Annotated in this window: 15 protein-coding genes; 13 read left to right on the top strand and 2 right to left on the bottom strand. The window is 73.7% G+C overall.

Annotation, left to right across the window (positions count from 1 at the left end):
• Positions 1–9 precede the first annotated feature (9 nt).
• The 11 genes from EQG70_RS11795 (at position 10) to dapF (ending at position 12365) form a co-directional block, all read left to right on the top strand.
• Entirely contained in the window at positions 10–1701 is a 1692-nt protein-coding gene (locus tag EQG70_RS11795) for a ribonuclease J (protein ID WP_017832917.1), read from the top strand.
• 64 nt (positions 1702–1765) lie between these two features.
• Positions 1766–4756, top strand: a complete 2991-nt coding sequence (locus EQG70_RS11790) for an FtsK/SpoIIIE family DNA translocase (RefSeq protein WP_109268707.1) — start codon at positions 1766–1768, stop codon at positions 4754–4756.
• A gap of 37 nt (positions 4757–4793) precedes the next feature.
• Positions 4794–5399 (top strand): CDP-diacylglycerol--glycerol-3-phosphate 3-phosphatidyltransferase, encoded by a 606-nt coding sequence (gene pgsA / locus EQG70_RS11785; RefSeq protein WP_017832914.1) that lies wholly within the window; start codon positions 4794–4796, stop codon positions 5397–5399.
• Positions 5396–5890, top strand: a complete 495-nt coding sequence (locus tag EQG70_RS11780) for a CinA family protein (RefSeq protein ID WP_017832913.1) — start codon at positions 5396–5398, stop codon at positions 5888–5890. Before pgsA ends, EQG70_RS11780 begins: the two co-directional genes overlap by 4 nt.
• A 163-nt stretch (positions 5891–6053) precedes the next feature.
• Positions 6054–6485, top strand: a complete 432-nt coding sequence (locus tag EQG70_RS11775; protein WP_017832912.1) for a helix-turn-helix domain-containing protein — start codon at positions 6054–6056, stop codon at positions 6483–6485.
• Positions 6486–6639: 154 nt separating this feature from the next.
• Positions 6640–6861, top strand: coding sequence for a DUF3046 domain-containing protein (locus tag EQG70_RS11770; RefSeq protein WP_017832911.1), 222 nt, complete (start codon positions 6640–6642; stop codon positions 6859–6861).
• A gap of 234 nt (positions 6862–7095) precedes the next feature.
• Positions 7096–8208 (top strand): recombinase RecA, encoded by a 1113-nt coding sequence (recA, locus tag EQG70_RS11765; protein ID WP_017832910.1) that lies wholly within the window; start codon positions 7096–7098, stop codon positions 8206–8208.
• A gap of 8 nt (positions 8209–8216) precedes the next feature.
• A complete protein-coding gene (locus tag EQG70_RS11760) occupies positions 8217–8849 on the top strand; it encodes a regulatory protein RecX (RefSeq protein ID WP_035929674.1) in 633 nt (210 codons plus the stop codon).
• Between the two features lie 29 nt (positions 8850–8878).
• Positions 8879–10408 carry a tRNA (N6-isopentenyl adenosine(37)-C2)-methylthiotransferase MiaB gene (gene miaB / locus EQG70_RS11755; protein ID WP_109268708.1) on the top strand — a complete coding sequence of 510 codons (1530 nt, stop codon included), beginning with the start codon at positions 8879–8881 and terminating at the stop codon, positions 10406–10408.
• Positions 10405–11325 (top strand): tRNA (adenosine(37)-N6)-dimethylallyltransferase MiaA, encoded by a 921-nt coding sequence (gene miaA, locus EQG70_RS11750; RefSeq protein WP_109268709.1) that lies wholly within the window; start codon positions 10405–10407, stop codon positions 11323–11325. The genes miaB and miaA overlap by 4 nt, the downstream gene beginning before the upstream one ends.
• A 50-nt stretch (positions 11326–11375) precedes the next feature.
• On the top strand, positions 11376–12365 hold the full coding sequence (gene dapF / locus EQG70_RS11745; RefSeq protein WP_109268710.1) for a diaminopimelate epimerase: 990 nt from the start codon (positions 11376–11378) through the stop codon (positions 12363–12365).
• A 93-nt stretch (positions 12366–12458) separates the two neighbouring features.
• Here the strand turns inward: dapF and EQG70_RS11740 are convergent, their stop codons facing one another.
• On the bottom strand, positions 12459–13121 hold the full coding sequence (locus EQG70_RS11740) for a class I SAM-dependent methyltransferase (protein ID WP_017832905.1): 663 nt from the start codon (positions 13119–13121) through the stop codon (positions 12459–12461).
• Between the two features lie 140 nt (positions 13122–13261).
• Between EQG70_RS11740 and hflX the strand changes: the two genes are divergently transcribed.
• Both hflX and EQG70_RS11730 read left to right on the top strand, forming a co-directional pair.
• The gene (gene hflX, locus EQG70_RS11735) at positions 13262–14890 is read left to right on the top strand and encodes a GTPase HflX (protein WP_017832904.1); all 1629 of its coding nucleotides are present in this window, start codon (positions 13262–13264) and stop codon (positions 14888–14890) included.
• 4 nt (positions 14891–14894) lie between these two features.
• A complete protein-coding gene (locus tag EQG70_RS11730) occupies positions 14895–16973 on the top strand; it encodes an ATP-dependent DNA helicase (RefSeq protein ID WP_017832903.1) in 2079 nt (692 codons plus the stop codon).
• 151 nt (positions 16974–17124) lie between these two features.
• Here the strand turns inward: EQG70_RS11730 and lexA are convergent, their stop codons facing one another.
• Entirely contained in the window at positions 17125–17823 is a 699-nt protein-coding gene (gene lexA, locus EQG70_RS11725; RefSeq protein ID WP_126347017.1) for a transcriptional repressor LexA, read from the bottom strand.
• Positions 17824–18120 lie beyond the last annotated feature (297 nt).

Below are 18120 nucleotides of genomic sequence, written 5' to 3'. Positions count from 1 at the left end.
AGGGGTCCCATGACCCAGTGGCACACCGACCTGGCGGCTCCCCCCGCCCTCGGCAAGGACGTCCTGCGCGTCGTCCCGCTGGGCGGGCTGGGCGAGGTCGGACGGAACATGACGGTGTTCGAGATCAACGGGCAGCTGCTCGTGGTCGACTGCGGCGTGCTCTTCCCCGAGGAGACCCAGCCGGGCGTGGACCTCATCCTCCCGGACCTCAACCACATCGTCGACCGGCTCGACGACGTCGTGGCCGTGGTGCTGACCCACGGCCACGAGGACCACATCGGCGCCGTCCCGTACCTGCTGAAGCGCCGCCCCGACATCCCCGTGATCGGCTCCCGGCTGACGCTCGCGCTCATCGAGGCGAAGCTCCAGGAGCACCGGATCAAGCCCTACACCATGGCGGTGCGGGAGGGGCAGGTCGAGCGGCTCGGCGAGTTCGAGTGCGAGTTCGTGGCCGTCAACCACTCGATCCCGGACGCCCTCGCGGTGTTCCTGCGCACGAAGGCCGGCACCGTCCTGCACACGGGCGACTTCAAGATGGACCAGCTGCCGCTCGACGGCCGGATCACCGACCTGCGCCACTTCGCCCGGCTGGGGGAGGAGGGCGTGGACCTGTTCCTCACCGACTCCACCAACGCCGAGGTCCCCGGGTTCACCCCCACGGAGAAGCACATCGGCCCCGTCCTCGCGGACGTGATCGGGCGCGCCCCGAAGCGCGTGGTCGTGGCGTCCTTCTCCTCGCACGTCCACCGCGTGCAGCAGGTGCTGGACGCAGCCGCCGAGCACGGGCGCAAGGTCGCGTTCATGGGCCGGTCCATGGTGCGCAACATGACCATCGCCGAGAAGCTGGGCTACCTGGAGGTCCCGCCGAACACCCTGATCGACCAGAAGCGGATCGACGAGCACGCGGACTCGGAGCTGGTCATCATGTGCACCGGGTCGCAGGGGGAGCCGATGGCCGCGCTGTCCCGGATGGCCAACGGCGACCACAAGGTCCAGCTCACCGAGGGCGACACCGTGATCCTCGCGTCCTCGCTCATCCCCGGCAACGAGAACTCGGTCTTCCGGATCATCAACGGGCTCATGCGGCTGGGCGCCACCGTGGTCCACAAGGGCACCGCCAGGGTGCACGTCTCCGGGCACGCCGCCGCGGGCGAGCTGCTGTACTGCTACAACATCGTGGAGCCCGGCTACGTCATGCCGGTGCACGGCGAGGTCCGCCACCTCATCGCCAACGGCAAGCTCGCCGAGGAGACCGGCGTGCCCACCGACCACGTGCTCCTGGCCGAGGGCGGCACCGTGGTGGACATGGCCGACGGCGAGGCGCGGATCACCGGCCAGGTCGAGTGCGGCTACGTCTACGTGGACGGCTCCTCCGTGGGCACCATCACCGACGCCGACCTCAAGGACCGGCTCGTGCTGGCCGAGGAGGGCTTCATCTCCGTCATCACCGTGGTCAACCGGGACACCGGCAAGGTCGTCACCGGCCCGGACGTGCACGCCCGCGGCGTGGCCGAGGACGACAGCGTGTTCGACGAGATCAAGCCGAGGATCACCGCCGCGCTCGAGGACGCCATCAACCACTCGGGCAAGAACCACACCACCCAGCAGCTCCAGCAGGTGGTGCGCCGCACCATCGGCTCCTGGGTCAGCCGCAGGCTGCGCCGCAAGCCCATGATCGTCCCGGTCGTCATCGAGGCCTGAGCCCCCGGTCCCTCCCCCCGTGCGGCACCGCTGACGGGGGGAGGCCGTGGTCTACCCTGGGAGCATGGCGACTCGTACTTCCCCCGCCCGCAAGGGCGCCTCGACGTCGCGTGGCAAGAACAGCACGTCTTCTGCGCGGTCGTCGGGATCCAGCCGGTCCACCTCCACCCGCCGTCCGTCGACCGCCGGACGGGGCTCCGCGGCGCCCGCCGCGAGCTCCCCGCGGGTGCTGCACGGCACGGGCGCCGCCCTGGCCTGGTGCGCCCGCGCCGTCGGAGGCGTCTGGACGGCCCTCGCCCACGTGGTCGGCGGCGCCGTGCGCCGCATGGGCACCCTGCGCACGGACGTGCCCGCGGAGTCGCTGCGCGACGGCGGCGCCCTCTTCCTGCTGCTGCTGGGCCTGCTCGCCGCGGCCGTCGAGTGGTGGAACCTGCCCGGCGCGTCCGCGCCGTGGCTGGCGGTCCCCGCCGTGGCGGTGCACGAGGTCCTCGCGGGGACCTTCGGCTGGACGTCCCTGGTGCTGCCGCTGCCCCTCGTGGGCTTCGCCCTGCGCCGCTTCCGCCACCCCGAGGACACCTCGGCCAACAACCGCATCGCGATCGGGCTGGGCGCCGCCGTCGTCGCCGGCTCCGGCCTCGCGCACGTGCTCCTGGGGCAGCCGTCCCCGAGCCAGGGCCAGGAGGCGCTCCGGAGCGCCGGCGGCTACGTGGGATTCCTCGCCGCCGACCCGCTGAGCGCCCTCATCACCCCGGTCGGCGCCGGCGCGATCTTCGTCGCGGCCCTGTTCCTGTCCGTGCTCGTGGTCACCGCGACGCCCGTCAACCTCATCCTGCCGCGACTGCGGCAGGGCTACTGGCGGCTCATGGGCCAGGACGGGCCCGTCTCCGCGACCGACGTGTCCGCCGCCCGGCACGACCGCTCCTACCTGGACGAGCACGCCGCGCGCGCCGAGGCGGCCAAGACCCGCCGCGAGAAGCGCCGCGAGCGCAAGGCGGCCGAGGCCGAGCGCCGCGCCCTCGACGGCTACCGCGGGGACGAGGCCTTCGAGCGCGCCGTCGTCGCGGAGGAGGCCGCCGACGGCCAGGCGCCCACCCGCGTCTTCGACGTCGACTCCGCGCGCGCCGCCCGGCAGCGGGCCGCCGCGGCGGGAACGGCGGGAACGGCGGGGGCGGCGGGATCCGCCGAGCCGGCCGCCGCCGCGGAGCAGAGGGGCGACGTCCCCCGGCCGGGGCAGAAGCGGCCCACCCAGGAGCAGCTCGCCGCCCGCCGGCTGCGCCGGGAGCAGGGCCTCGAGCCGGCCGCGGACACCGCCGCGGGCTCCGGCTCCCCGGCGCTGGAGGACGTGGCCGCCGAGCCCACCGGCTCCACGTCCGTCACCGCCCGCACCCACACCCCCGAGTCGCCCATCCCCGCCCGCGCGGAGCAGCTCAAGCTCGAGGGCGACATCGCCTACTCCCTGCCCGCGGCCGGCGCGCTCGTGCAGGGACCGCCGCCCAAGGAGCGCTCCGAGGCCAACGACGCCGTGGTCGCCTCCCTGACGAGCGTGCTGGAGCAGTTCAACGTGGACGCCGTGGTCACCGGCTTCTCCCGCGGGCCCACCGTCACCCGGTACGAGATCGAGCTGGGCTCCGGCACCAAGGTCGAGCGCGTCACGGCGCTGTCCAAGAACATCGCCTACGCCGTGGCCTCCGCGGACGTGCGCATCCTCTCGCCGATCCCCGGCCGGTCCGCGATCGGCATCGAGATCCCGAACACCGACCGCGAGACCGTGTCCCTGGGCGACGTCCTGCGCTCGCACAACGCCCGCAAGACGGAGCACCCCATGGTCATGGGCGTGGGCAAGGACGTCGAGGGCGGCTACGTGGTGGCCAACCTCGCGAAGATGCCGCACCTGCTCGTCGCCGGCGCCACCGGCGCGGGCAAGTCGAGCTTCGTGAACTCGATGATCGTCTCGCTCCTGATGCGCGCCACCCCGGACGAGGTGCGGATGGTCATGGTCGACCCGAAGCGGGTCGAGCTGACCGCCTACGAGGGCGTGCCCCACCTGATAACCCCCATCATCACGAACCCCAAGAAGGCCGCCGAGGCGCTGCAGTGGGTCGTGCGGGAGATGGACGCCCGCTACGACGACCTCTCGCACTACGGGTACAAGCACGTCGACGACTTCAACAAGGCCGTGCGCAACGGCAAGGTCCAGCCCGAGCCCGGCTCGAAGCGCGTGATCCGGCCGTACCCGTACCTGCTCGTGATCGTCGACGAGCTCGCGGACCTGATGATGGTCGCCCCGCGCGACGTCGAGGACGCGATCGTGCGGATCACCCAGCTCGCCCGTGCCGCCGGCATCCACCTGGTGCTCGCCACCCAGCGGCCCTCCGTGGACGTGGTCACCGGTCTGATCAAGGCCAACGTGCCCTCCCGGATGGCGTTCGCGACGTCCTCGGTCACCGACTCCCGCGTGGTCCTGGACCAGCCGGGCGCCGAGAAGCTCATCGGCCAGGGCGACGCCCTGTTCCTGCCCATGGGCGCCTCCAAGCCGATGCGCGTGCAGGGCGCGTGGGTCACCGAGTCGGAGATCCACGAGGTCGTCGACCACGTCAAGGGCCAGATGAAGGCGCACTACCGCCAGGACGTGGTGCAGGAGGCCCCCAAGAAGACCATCGACGAGGACATCGGGGACGACCTCGACGTCCTCCTGCAGGCCACCGAGCTCGTGGTGACCACGCAGTTCGGGTCCACCTCCATGCTCCAGCGCAAGCTGCGCGTCGGCTTCGCCAAGGCCGGCCGGCTCATGGACCTGCTGGAGTCCCGCGGCGTCGTCGGGCCCTCCGAGGGGTCCAAGGCGCGGGACGTGCTCGTCAAGCCCGACGACCTCGCCGCGACCCTCGCCGTGCTCCGGGGCGAGGAGCCGCCCGCGCCGCCGGCCGGCGCCGGCGGGTCGGTCGACTACGGCGAGGACCCGGTCGAGGCCTCGCTGGCCCGGACCGCGACCGACCACGGCGACGGCGCCGAGGACCCCGAGGAGTCCGAGGACGCCTGGCAGCTGACCGGCCGCTGAGCCGACCCCGTCCCACCCACCAGGAAGCGAGCACCAGATGAGCCCCGCGGACCCGGCGTCCAACCTCAACCTGCCGAACGCGCTGACCGCCCTGCGCATCGTGCTGGTGCCCTTCTTCGTGTGGTTCCTGTGGGTGGGAGGCACCCAGGGGGAGGACTCCCTGGGCATGCGGTGGGCCGCCCTGGCGGTCTTCGCGGTCGCCATGTACACGGACAAGCTCGACGGCGACATCGCCCGGGCCCGCGGGCTGATCACCAGCTTCGGCAAGATCGCCGACCCCATCGCCGACAAGCTGCTGACCGGCGCCGCGTTCGTGGTGCTCTCGATGCTCGGCGAGCTGTGGTGGTGGGTGACCGTGGTGATCCTCGTCCGCGAGTGGGGGATCACGCTCCTGCGCTTCGTCGTCATCCGCTACGGCGTCATGGCCGCCTCGAAGGGCGGCAAGCTCAAGACCGTCCTGCAGACCGTGGCGCTCCTGCTCCTGCTGCTCCCGCTGGTGCCCCTGGTGGGCGCGTGGTGGCCGTGGCTGGGCTGGATCGCGATGGGGGCGGCCCTCGTGGTCACGGTCGTGACCGGCGTGGACTACGTGGTCAAGGCGGTCCAGCTGCGCCGCCGGGCGCTGGCCGGGCGGAACGCGGCGTGACGGAGCCGCAGCCGGCCGCCCGGGCGCTCGTCGAGGAGGCCGTCCGCCGGGCGCTGACGGTCGCGACCGCGGAGTCCCTCACCGGGGGAGCGCTGGCCGCCGCCGTCGTCGACGTCCCCGGGGCCTCGGCCTGCTTCGAGGGCGCGGTCGTCTCCTACTCCAACCGGGTCAAGACCGAGGTCCTCGGCGTGCCGGCCCGGCTGCTCGCCGAGCGGGGCTCCGTCGACCCCGAGGTCGCGGTCGCCATGGCGGAGGGCGCCCGCCGCCGCCTCGGCACGGACTGGGCCGTCTCCACCACGGGCGCCGCCGGCCCCGAGCCGCACGACGGCAAGCCGGTGGGCACGGTCTACGTGGGCGTCGCCGGACCGGGCGGGTCCACCGTCCACGAGCTGGCCGCGGCGGGGGGCCGGGCGGAGATCCGGGCGGCCGCCGTGCGCGCCGCCCTCGAGCGGCTCACGGCGGCCCTGGTGCTCCCAGCCAACTCACAGTGAAAAACCGCCTCCTGCGGGGAAGAATGGAACCGTCAGCGGGGTTAGCAATGATCGCAGGCTCGAGTTGAGCCGATCGAAGTCAAGATGTCGACCGGCCGGCGCCGAGGCACCGCCCGCAGCAGGCGGTGAAGCTGCCGCACACACGAGGAGACGAGCGATTCACATGACCAAGCAACCCGTGTCCGTCAATGGCGTCGTCCGTTGGAAGGACGTGGGCCTCGACGAGGACGACAGCACCGAGACGAAGGACATGAAGATGGGTGTACTCCGCCAGGAGATCGGTGAGGTCCTGCGCAGCGTCCGCCAGCGCCAGGGACGCACCCTCCGAGAGGTCTCGCACAGCGCCCGCGTCTCCCTCGGCTACCTCAGCGAGGTGGAGCGCGGACAGAAGGAGGCCTCCTCCGAGCTGCTCGCGTCGATCTGCGCCGCGCTCGACATCCCGATGTCCCAGATGCTGCGCGAGGTCGCGGACCGGCTGGCCTACGCCGAGGGCCTCCTGGTCCCGGACACCGTGCCCAGCGACCTCACCGAGCAGTACTCGCGGGAGTTCGGCCGGGTCAACGGCGGCGAGGCCGCCGCGGCCGGCGCCCGCTGATCCGCCCGGGCGGCCCGCCGCCCGCCCACGACGTCCCGGAGGGCTCGTCGGTCCCAGGACCGCCGGGCCCTCCGGCCTGTGCCGGCCCCGCCGCCCGGATGGCAGGATGGACGGGCACGACCCCCGGCCGGCAGCACGACGAAGGAGGACGCGGATGAGGCTGAGCAGCTTCTGGCAGCTCATGGCCGACGAGTTCGGCGCGGGCTACAGCAGGGTCCTGGCCCGGGACCTGGTGCTCGGGGAGCTCGAGCACCGCACGGCCGCCGAGGCCATCGAGGCCGGCGTCGACCCGCGGACCGTGTGGTTCGCCCTCTGCCGGGCCCAGGACGTCCCCGAGTCCCGCTGGTGGGGCGTGGACCGCCCGCCCCGGGACTGACACCCGCCGGGCTCCCGGCGCGCCCGTGGACCCGCGACCGCTTCGAAGGTATATTCGAAGCAGCGGGTCGCGGACTGCACAGCCCGGTCCGTCCCGGGAGAGTGGTTCCCGCTCCTCCCCAGGCCCCGCGCGAAGCCTTACGGTGTCCGACCACGGCGATACCGTGGAACACGAAAAGACCAGCAGCAACGGTTCCGGCCGCACCGGCGGAACCCCCCGAACACGAGGTGGACCATGGCAGCCAAGGGCAGCAACAAGCAGAGCGCCGACCAGCAGTTCGGCAGCGACCGCGAGAAGGCTCTCGAGACCGTTCTCGCGCAGATCGACAAGAACTACGGCAAGGGCTCGGTCATGCGCCTGGGCGACCGTCCGGCGACCAAGATCGAGACCATCCCCACCGGGTCCATCGCGATGGACGTCGCGCTGGGCATCGGCGGGTTCCCGCGCGGGCGCGTCGTGGAGATCTACGGCCCGGAGTCCTCCGGCAAGACGACCGTGGCCCTGCACGCGGTCGCCAACGTCCAGAAGGCCGGCGGGATCGCCGCCTTCATCGACGCCGAGCACGCCCTCGACCCCTCCTACGCCGAGAAGCTCGGCGTGGACACCGACAGCCTGCTGGTCTCGCAGCCGGACACCGGTGAGCAGGCCCTGGAGATCATGGACATGCTCGTCGGCTCCGGATCCATCGACATCATCGTCATCGACTCGGTGGCGGCCCTGGTGCCCAAGGCCGAGATCGAGGGCGAGATGGGCGACAGCCACGTGGGCCTGCAGGCCCGCCTGATGAGCCAGGCGCTGCGCAAGATCACCGGCCGGCTCTCCCACTCGAACACCACCGCGATCTTCATCAACCAGCTGCGCGAGAAGATCGGGGTGTTCTTCGGCAGCCCCGAGACCACCACCGGTGGCAAGGCGCTGAAGTTCTACGCCTCGGTCCGCGTGGACGTGCGCCGCATCGAGACCCTCAAGGACGGGGCCAACCCGGTGGGCAACCGGACCCGCGCCAAGATCGTCAAGAACAAGATGGCGCCGCCCTTCAAGCAGGCCGAGTTCGACATCCTCTACGGGGAGGGCATCTCCACCGAGGGCGGGCTCATCGACATGGGCGTGGAGCACGGCATCGTCAAGAAGTCCGGGGCGTGGTTCACCTACGAGGGCGACCAGCTGGGGCAGGGCAAGGAGAACTCGCGCCGGTTCCTCAAGGACAACCCGGAGCTGGCCGAGGAGATCGAGCGCCGGATCCTGGTGAAGCTCGGGGTCGTCGAGGAGCCGGAGACCGCCGAGGAGACCGCGGAGGAGCAGCCCGTGACCGGGCTGCCCACCGAGGTCGCCGGCCCGGCCTTCTGAGCGGGTCCGTGACCGAGAGCCCGTACGACCGCCGGCGCCGCCGGTCCTCCGCCCGCCACCGCGGGCCGGAGGGCCCGGCGGCGTCGTCGTCCCCGGCCCAGGACCCCGAGCCGGACGCCCGGGAGGTGGCCCGGGCGATCGTCCTGCGCCAGCTCACCGCCTCGGCGAAGAGCCGCAAGCAGCTCGAGGACAAGCTCGCCGACCGCAACGTCCCCGAGGACGTTGCCCGGGAGGTGCTGGACCGGTTCGAGGAGGTCGACCTCGTCGACGACGCCCAGTTCGCGGAGCTCTACGTCCGCTCCCGGGCCGGCTCCCGCAAGCTCTCCCGGTCCGCGATCCGGCGGGAGCTGGCCACCCGCGGCGTCACGGGGGAGATCGCCGAGTCGGCGCTCGAGCAGCGCACCGACGAGGACGAGCGGGCGGACGCCGCCGAGCTGGTGCGCCGCAAGCTCCCCGCCGGGGCCGAGCTCACCGACCGCGCCGAGCGGGACAAGGCCGTGCGGCGGCTGGTCGGGATGCTCGGGCGCAAGGGCTACCCGCCCGGGCTGGCCTTCGCCGTGGTGAAGGAGGAGCTCGAGGCGCGCTCCGGTGCCGCGGTCCGGGACGACGAGATGGGCGAGGAACACCCGGAGACCCCGTGACCGGGACCGCCCCGTACAATTGTCCGGTGATGTCGACCCCCGCAGCCCTTTCCCCGGACCCGACCGCGTCCTCCGGCGCGCCCGCCCCGCGCTCCTACGAGGTGCGCACGTTCGGGTGCCAGATGAACGTCCACGACTCCGAGCGGATCACGGGCCTGCTCGAGGCCGCCGGCTACGTCCCCGCCGCCGGCGGCGAGCCGGACCTCGTGGTGTTCAACACGTGCGCCGTGCGCGAGAACGCCGACAACAAGCTCTACGGCAACCTCGGCCAGCTCGTGCCCGCCAAGAAGCGCAACAAGGACCTGCAGATCGCCGTCGGCGGCTGCCTCGCGCAGAAGGACCAGGACACCATCCTCGAGCGGGCGCCGTGGGTGGACGTCGTCTTCGGCACCCACAACATCGGCTCCCTGCCCGCCCTGCTGGAGCGCTCGCGGCACAATGCCGAGGCGCAGCTGGAGATCCTCGACGCCCTCGAGGTGTTCCCCTCGACGCTGCCCACCAAGCGGGACAGCGCCTACTCGGGGTGGGTCTCGATCTCCGTGGGCTGCAACAACACCTGCACGTTCTGCATCGTCCCGTCCCTGCGCGGCAAGGAGAAGGACCGGCGGCCCGGGGAGGTCCTCGCCGAGGTGCAGGCCCTCGTGGACGACGGGGCGGTCGAGGTCACGCTCCTGGGGCAGAACGTGAACTCCTACGGCGTGGAGTTCGGGGACCGCGGGGCGTTCGCCAAGCTGCTGCGGGCGTGCGGGCAGATCGAGGGCCTGGAGCGCGTGCGCTTCACCAGCCCGCACCCGGCCGCGTTCACCGACGACGTCATCGACGCCATGGCGGAGACCCCCAACGTCATGCCGCAGCTGCACATGCCCCTGCAGTCCGGCTCCGACCGGATCCTCAAGGAGATGCGCCGCTCCTACCGCTCGAAGCGGTTCCTCGGGATCCTGGACACGGTCCGCGAGCGCATCCCGGAGGCCGCGATCACCACGGACATCATCGTGGGCTTCCCGGGGGAGACCGAGGAGGACTTCCAGGCCACCCTCGACGTCGTGGCGGCCTCCCGCTTCTCCTCGGCGTACACGTTCCAGTACTCCGTCCGGCCCGGCACCCCCGCGGGGGAGATGGCGGACCAGGTGCCGAAGGCCGTGGTGCAGGAGCGCTTCGAGCGGCTGGTGGCGCTGCAGGACCGGATCGCGGCGGAGGAGAACCGGGCGGTGGTCGGCCGGCAGGTCGAGCTGCTCGTCACCGCGGAGGCCGGCAAGAAGTCCGAGCAGACCCACCGGCTCTCGGGCCGCGCGCGGGACCAGCGGCTCGTCCACTTCTCCGTCCCGGAGGGCGCCGAGGTCCCGCGGCCCGGCGACTTCGTGACGGTCGGCGTCACTGGCGCCGCCGCCTACCACCTCGTCGCCGACCCCCGGTCCCCGCAGGACTACGCGCTGCGGCGCTCGCGGGCCGGGGACGCCTGGGACCGCCGCCAGGCCGAGTCCTGCGGGGTCCCCGCCGCCCCGGGCGCCGCCGGTCCCGGGCCCGTGAGCCTGGGCATGCCGGGCCTCCCCGTCCGGTGACCCGCTCGGAGCTGCCGGTTCTCGCCGTCGTCGGGCCCACGGGCACCGGCAAGACCGCCCTGGGCGTCGAGCTCGCCCTGCGGCTGGGCGGGGAGGTCGTCAACGCCGACTCCATGCAGTTCTACCGCGGGATGGACATCGGCACCGCCAAGGCGACCGCGGAGGAGCGGCGCGGGGTGCCCCACCACCTCCTCGACGTCCTCGACGTCACGGAGGAGGCCTCGGTCGCGGACTTCCAGGGCGCCGCCCGGACCCGATTCGCGCAGATCCGCGCCCGCGGCCGGGTCCCCGTCCTGGTGGGCGGCTCGGGGCTCTACGTGCGCGCGGCCCTGGACGTGCTCGAGCTGCCCGGCACCGATCCCGCGGTGCGGGCCCGGATCGAGGACGAGCTCGCGGCGCGGGGCCCCGGTGCCCTGCGGGAGCGGCTGCGCCAGGTGGATCCGGCGTCCGCCGCCCGGCTGCAGGACGAGCGGCGGCTGGTGCGCGCCCTGGAGGTGTGGGAGCTCACGGGCCGCCCGTTCACGTCCTTCATGCCCCGCCGCGAGCACGTGGAGCCCACGGTGCAGATCGGTCTGGACCTCGAGCGTGCCGCGCTGCACGACCGGCTCGCCCGCCGGGTCGGGGCCATGGTCGAGGCCGGCCTGGAGACCGAGGTGCGCGCCCTGGCGGCCCGCGGGCTGCGCGAGGGGCGCACGGCCTCCCGGGCCCTGGGCTACGGCCAGTTCCTGGACGTGGTGGACGGCCGCGCCACCGTGGCGGAGGCGGTCGAGGCCACCGTGGTGGCCACCCGCCGCTTCGCCCGCCGCCAGCGGACCTGGTTCCGTGCGGACCCCCGGGTGCACTGGCTGGACCCGTCCGCGCCCGGCCTCGCGGGGCGCGCCGTGGACGTCGTCGAACGGGTCGCGGCCGGGGGCTGAACCGCGGGCCGGACCGCGGACCGGCGGCCGGGTCCGCGTATCATGGCCGGGTGACTTCCGCCCAGAGCCCCACCGCCCAGCACGAGGACACCCGCCCCGCCCCGGACACCGCCCCCGGCGCCGACGCCGGCCCCTGGGGGGAGCTCCGGGGCCGCGCCTTCGCCAAGGGCCACGGCACGGGCAACGACTTCGTGCTGCTGACCGACCCGCACGCGGAGCTGGCCCTGGACGCCGAGCTGGTGACCCTGGTGTGCGACCGCCACCGCGGCATCGGGGGGGACGGGCTGATCCGCGCCGTGCGCTCCGAGGCGATCCCCGAGGGGCGGGCCGTCCTCGAGGCCGCGCCGGACGCCGAGTGGTTCATGGACTACCGCAACAACGACGGCTCCGTCGCCGAGATGTGCGGCAACGGGGTCCGGGTCTTCGTCCACTACCTGCTCCAGCGGGGCCTTGCCGCGGTCCCCGAGGGGGACGTGCTGCGCATCGGCACCCGCGCCGGGGTGAAGACCGTGGCCCGCACCGACTCCGGCTACGCCGTGGACATGGGGCCGTGGACCTTCCTCGACGGGGACGCGGCCCGGTCCCGCGGCTCGGACGCCGTCGTGACCGCCGAGGGGCTGAAGGTGCCCCGCCCCGCGCTGTCGATCGGCATGGGCAACCCGCACACCGTCGTGGCGCTCGCGGAGGGGGAGAAGCTGGACCAGCTCGGGCTGCACACCGCCCCCGTCGTGCGCCCGGAGCCCGTGGACGGGACCAACGTCGAGTTCGTGGTCCCCGCCGACGGCGACGACGACGGCGTGGGCCGGGTGCGGATGCGCGTGCACGAGCGCGGCGTGGGCGAGACCCAGTCCTGCGGGACGGGCGCGTGCGCCGCGGCGGCCGCGACCCGCTTCTGGGTCGGCGCCACGGCCCCCGACCAGTGGCTCGTGCAGGTGCCCGGCGGGATCGTCTCCGTGACGTTCGTCCCGGCGCCCGACGGCGCCGAGCACGTGGTGCTGGCCGGACCGGCCGTGCTGGTGGCCGACGGCACCTTCGTCTGAGGCCTGAGGCCTGAGGCCTGAGGCCTGAGGCCTGAGGCCCGAGGCCTGAGGCCTGAGGCCCGAGGTTTGTGGGGGCGGCCCGGTGCCGGTCGCTCAGTCCCGCCGTTCGACGAGCAGGACCCGGAACCCCTTGTCGGTCGTGTGCCGGGAGACCCGGAAGGCGGCGCCCAGCGCGGTGCCGAGCCACTTCTGCAGCGAGTCCGCCCCGAGGTTCTTCTGCACCACCAGCCACGCCGTGCCGCCCTCGGCCAGCCGCGGCAGCCACTGGAGGAGCAGCTCGTGCAGCTGCTGCTTGCCGATCCGGATGGGCGGATTGGACCAGATGGTGTCGAAGCGCCGCTCCGCGGGCACCTGCTCCGGCAGCAGCGCCTCCACGCCGGTCAGGCCCAGGGCCGCCGCGTTGTCCCGGGTGAGCCCGAGCGAGCGCTCGTTGACGTCCACGGCCGTGACCCGGGCCCCCGGGGCGGCCCCGGCCAGGCTCAGCGCGATCGGGCCCCACCCGCAACCGATGTCCAGGAGCTCCGCCCCGGCGGGGTCGGGAACATTTTCCAGCAGCACGGACGTTCCCTTGTCGAGACCCCGCGGACTGAACACCCCGTTGGAGGTCTGCAGCGAGACCTCCCGCCCCCGCAGCCGCACGGCCACGGACCGCCGCACCTCGGGGACCGAGGGGTCCTCGGAGAAGTAGTGCTCGGTCCCCGGGTTGGGGGTCGCCGGGCCGGCCACGGGATCGGGGGAGTCGGGAGGCGGTGCCATAGCGCCCCATGCTACCGACAGCGCCCGCCCCGCACGCACCGGGAACCGGCGCGGACCCCGCCGGGACGCCCGGCTCCGACGCCGGGATGTCCGGCTCCGCCACTAGAATGTACTGATCAGCATCCCGTCCGAAAGGAACCATGACCCACCCCCGTGAAACCCCTGCCGAGCCCCGCGACGCCGCGGAGCCCGAGAACGGCCTGAGCCGGCAGGATCTGGAGGACGTCGTCGAGCGCGTGCTGTCCCGGGCCCGGGCCCGGGAGCAGGCCGCCGGGCAGGACACCGCCCCCGAGGACGACTCCACCGCGCCGGGCCGGTTCTCCGGCCGGGCCCGGGAGCTGGCCGACGCCGAGGACGGGCACACCGTCCACGACGGCGACCAGCAGGACCTCGAGGAGCGCCGCGCGCTGCGCCGCGTCGCGGGCCTGTCCACCGAGCTCGAGGACGTCACCGAGCTCGAGTACCGCCAGCTGCGCCTGGAGCGCGTGGTGCTGGCCGGGCTGTGGACGGAGGGCACGCTCGCGGAGGCCGAGAACTCCCTGCGCGAACTGGCCGCGCTCGCCGAGACCGCGGGCTCCGAGGTGCTGGACGGCATCGTCCAGCGCCGGCTCAAGCCGGACCCGGCCACGTACCTGGGCTCGGGCAAGGCCAAGGAGCTGCGGGACATCGTCGCCGCGACCGGCGCGGACACCGTCGTCGTCGACTCCGAGCTCGCCCCCTCCCAGCGGCGCGGGCTGGAGGACGTCGTGAAGGTCAAGGTCATCGACCGCACGGGTCTGATCCTCGACATCTTCGCCCAGCACGCCAAGTCCAAGGAGGGCAAGGCCCAGGTCGAGCTCGCCCAGCTCGAGTACCTGCTCCCGCGCCTGCGCGGCTGGGGCGAGTCCCTGTCCCGCCAGGCCGGCGGTCGCGCCGCCGCCGGTGAGGGCATCGGCTCCCGCGGCCCCGGTGAGACCAAGATCGAGCTGGACCGCCGGCGCATCCGCACCCGCATGGCCAAGCTGCGGCGTGAGATCGCCGCGATGAAGCCGGCGCGCGAGACCAAGCGGCTCAACCGCCGCCGCCACTCCGTGCCCTCGGTGGCGATCGCCGGCTACACCAACGCGGGCAAGTCCTCGCTGCTGAACCGGCTCACGGACGCGGGCGTGCTCGTGGAGAACGCCCTGTTCGCCACCCTGGACCCCACGGTCCGCCGCGCGCAGACACCGGACGGCATCGGCTACACGCTCTCGGACACGGTCGGCTTCGTCCGGTCGTTGCCCACGCAGCTCGTCGAGGCGTTCCGCTCCACCTTGGAGGAGGTCGCCGACTCCGACCTCATCCTGCACGTGGTGGACGCCTCCCACCCGGACCCGGAGGGCCAGATCCGCGCGGTGCGCCAGGTCTTCACGGACATCGACGCGCAGAACATCCCCGAGATCATCGCCCTGAACAAGGTGGACGCCGCCGACCCGTTCGTGGTCGAGCGGATCAAGCAGCGCGAGCGCAACGTGGTGGTGGTCTCGGCCCGCACCGGGGAGGGCATCGAGGAGCTGCGGCAGCGGATCAGCGAGTCCATCCCGCGGCCCGAGACGGTGCTGGACCTGCTCGTCCCCTACCAGCGCGGGGACGTGGTCAGCCGGCTGCACGACTGGGACGCGGAGATCCTGCGCACCGAGCACCTGCCCGAGGGCACCCACCTGCTCGTGAAGGTCCGCGAGGACCTCGCGGCCGAGCTCGCGGAGTTCGCCCCCGAGCGCGCTCCCGGCTTCGGCGCCGAGAGCGCCTGAGCGCGTGGCCGCCGCATTCGTGGACGAGTCCGGGCACGACGTCTCGGGCGTGCGCCCGGAGACCCTGCCCGGGGCCAAGGACTCCCTGGCCCTGCTGGACACCGCCGTGACCGCGATGGGCGGGCAGGTCCGGGACGGGCAGCGGCTGATGACCGCCAAGGTGGCCGAGGCCCTGGACCGGGGCCGGCACCTGCTGGTCCAGGCGGGGACCGGCACCGGCAAGTCCCTCGCGTACCTGGCCCCGCTCGTGGAGCACGCCCAGCGCGCGGACAAGCCGGTGGTCGTGGCCACCGCGACGCTCGCGCTGCAGTCGCAGATCGTCGGCCGGGACGTGCCGCGCCTGCTGGCCGCCCTCGAGGGCGAGCTCGAGCGGGACGTGGACGTGGCCCTGCTCAAGGGCCGTAGCAACTACGCGTGCCTGCACAAGATCGAGGGCGGCTACCCGTCCGACGACGAGCCCGGCGCGCTCTTCGCGCTGCCCGACGCCGCCCCGCACCCCGGCCCGCCGCAGCCCGAGGCCGCCGAGAACCCCGGGCGGCTGGGGCAGGAGGTCCAGCGCCTGCGCGAGTGGGCCCGCGAGACCGGGACCGGCGACCGGGACGAGGTGCTCCCCGGGGTCAGCGACCGCGCCTGGCGCCAGGTGTCGGTCACGGCCAAGGAGTGCCTGGGCCGCAGCTGTCCCCTGGTCGAGGACTGCTTCGCGGAGCTCGCCAAGCAGCGGGCCGGTGAGGCCGACATCGTCATCACCAACCACGCCCTGCTCGCGATCAACGCGTTCGAGGGCATCACGGTGCTGCCCGAGCACGACGTCGTGGTCATCGACGAGGCCCACGAGCTCCAGGACCGGGTGACGGGCGCCGTCACCGGACAGCTCTCCGCGGCGATGGTCCGCTCGGCCGCCGCGTCCGCGCGCAAGCACACCTCCGCGAGCCCCGACTCGCTCACCGCCGGGGCCGCCAACCTCGAGGCCGCCCTGATGGGCGCTCCCGCCGAGCTGCTGCACCGCGGCCTCGGGGACGCCCAGGCGGCGGCCGTGGCCCAGATCCGGGACGCCGCCCGCACCGTGATGACCGAGTCCAAGGCCGGTCCCGGGGAGAAGGACGGGGACGCCGGCCGGCAGATGGCCCGCTCCCGGGTGAGCGACGTCCTCGACCTGGCCGAGCGGATCCTCGCCGCCGAGGAGCACCGCGAGGTGCTGTGGATCTCGCGCCAGGGCGGCTGGGAGCCGGGCCGCGGCTACGTGCCCGCGGAGGACACCGACCCGGCGACCCTGCACGTGGCCCCGCTCAGCGTGGCCGGCACCCTGCGGGAGGGGCTCTTCGACGGGCGCACCGTGGTCCTCACCTCCGCCACCCTGTCCGTCGGCTCGTCCTTCGACTCCGCCGCCGGCGCCCTCGGCCTGCGGGGCGAGGGCGCCCCGCGCTGGGAGGGCGTGGACGTCGGCAGCCCGTTCGACTACCCGAAGCAGGGCATCCTCTACCTCGCCAAGCACCTGGAGAAGCCCGGCCGCCGGCTCACGGAGGCCCAGCTGGACGAGATGCTGGCCCTGCTGGAGGCCTCCAGGGGCGGGGCCCTCGGGCTCTTCTCCTCCCGCCGGGCGGCGGAGGAGGCGGCCGAGGCGCTCCGCGGGCGCACCGACCTGCCGATCCTGTGCCAGGGGGAGTCCTCGCTCGCGGGACTCGTCCAGGAGTTCACCGACGACCCGGCCACGAGCCTGTTCGGCACGATGAGCCTGTGGCAGGGCGTCGACGTCCCGGGGGCCTCGTGCCGGCTCGTGATGATCGACCGGATCCCCTTCCCGCGCCCGGACGACCCGCTGGCGAGCGCCCGCAGCCGCGCCGCGGAACGGGCCGGCGGCAACGGGTTCATGTCCGTGTCCGCGACGCACGCGGCCGTGCGGCTCGCCCAGGGGGCCGGGCGGCTCATCCGCGCGGGCGGGGACCGGGGCGTCGTGGCGATCCTGGACTCCCGGATCGCGACCGCCCGCTACGGCGGCTTCCTCCGCGGGTCCCTGCCGCCGCTGTGGACCACCACGGACCGCCAGGTGGTGCTCGGCGCCCTGCAGCGGCTCTCCGTGGGCTGAGCACGTCCGGCGGACGCCCGGGGTCTCCCCGGACCGCGCCGGGCCCGCACGGGGTGCGGACAGCAGGAGGTGTCCGGACGGCGGCCGGCCCGGACGGCAACGGGCCCCCCCACCGGCGGCGGAGGGCCCGGGTGCCGGGGCGTGCGGCGGCTCAGAGGCTGCGCAGCACCGAGACGACCTTGCCCATCACGGTGGCGTGGTCGCCGAGGATCGGCTCGTAGCGCGTGTTCTGCGGCAGCAGCCAGGTGTGGCCGTCCCGCTGGCGGAAGGTCTTGACCGTGGCCTCGTCGTCGAGCAGGGCGGCCACGATGTCACCGTTGTCGGCGGCGCTCTGCCGGCGCACCACCACCCAGTCGCCGTCGCAGATCGCGGCGTCGATCATCGAGTCGCCCTTGACGCGCAGCATGAACAGCTCGCCGTGCCCGACCAGCTGGCGGGGCAGCGCGAGGACGTCCTCCACGGACTGCTCGGCCGTGATCGGCCCGCCGGCGGCGATGTGGCCCACCAGGGGGACCATCGTCACGTCCGCCGAGGTGGACAGCTCGGCCACGGCGTTCTGGGCGGCGGGACGAGCGGTCCGGCCCGCCGGTGGCGCCGGGGCCTCCTGCGACGGCTCGGCGGACTCCGCCCCGTCGGTCCCGCGCAGCTGCAGGGGAGTGAGCACCTCCATGGCCCGCGGGCGCTTGGGGTCGCGGCGCAGATAGCCCAGCTTCTCGAGCTGGGCGAGCTGGTGGGTGACGCTGGAGAGCGAGGCCAGGCCCACGAGGTCCCCGATCTCCCGCATGGACGGCGGATAGCCGTGCTCGGCGATGGAGCGCTGGATGGCCTCGAGGATGGTGCGCTGGCGCACGGTGAGCCCGCGGCTGCGCGAGCGTGCCCCGGGGCGGGCGCCCTGGGCGCGGGGCTCCTCGGGGGTGGGGGGCTGGGCCATGGGAGCGTCGTCCTTTCCCGTCCGGCTGCAGGTGCCGCAGCCGGTCTGCGCGGTCCCGGTTCCGATGTCGGACCCGGGTGGTTCGATGGGTCCCGGTCGGCAGGCGCAGGGGATCCGCAGCGCGCGCCGGCCGGGGGCCCGGACCTGTCCTCAGCCTAGGCGACACGCCGTGTGTGTTCAAACATATGTACGACCCGCTGTCGACAGCATTCGCAG

This window comes from Kocuria rosea (genome assembly GCF_006094695.1).
GTDB lineage: Bacteria > Actinomycetota > Actinomycetes > Actinomycetales > Micrococcaceae > Kocuria > Kocuria rosea.
This window is presented reverse-complemented; position numbering and strand designations above follow the sequence as displayed.

What these genes read in the sequence shown, in the direction of transcription:
- EQG70_RS11795 (WP_017832917.1), top strand. Translation starts at nt 10, where the DNA reads ATGACCCAGTGGCACACCGACCTGGCGGCTCCCCCCGCCCTCGGCAAG.
- EQG70_RS11790 (WP_109268707.1), top strand. Translation starts at nt 1,766, where the DNA reads ATGGCGACTCGTACTTCCCCCGCCCGCAAGGGCGCCTCGACGTCGCGT.
- pgsA (WP_017832914.1), top strand. Translation starts at nt 4,794, where the DNA reads ATGAGCCCCGCGGACCCGGCGTCCAACCTCAACCTGCCGAACGCGCTG.
- EQG70_RS11775 (WP_017832912.1), top strand. Translation starts at nt 6,054, where the DNA reads ATGACCAAGCAACCCGTGTCCGTCAATGGCGTCGTCCGTTGGAAGGAC.
- EQG70_RS11770 (WP_017832911.1), top strand. Translation starts at nt 6,640, where the DNA reads ATGAGGCTGAGCAGCTTCTGGCAGCTCATGGCCGACGAGTTCGGCGCG.
- recA (WP_017832910.1), top strand. Translation starts at nt 7,096, where the DNA reads ATGGCAGCCAAGGGCAGCAACAAGCAGAGCGCCGACCAGCAGTTCGGC.
- miaB (WP_109268708.1), top strand. Translation starts at nt 8,879, where the DNA reads ATGTCGACCCCCGCAGCCCTTTCCCCGGACCCGACCGCGTCCTCCGGC.
- EQG70_RS11740 (WP_017832905.1), bottom strand. Translation starts at nt 13,121, where the DNA reads ATGGCACCGCCTCCCGACTCCCCCGATCCCGTGGCCGGCCCGGCGACC.
- hflX (WP_017832904.1), top strand. Translation starts at nt 13,262, where the DNA reads ATGACCCACCCCCGTGAAACCCCTGCCGAGCCCCGCGACGCCGCGGAG.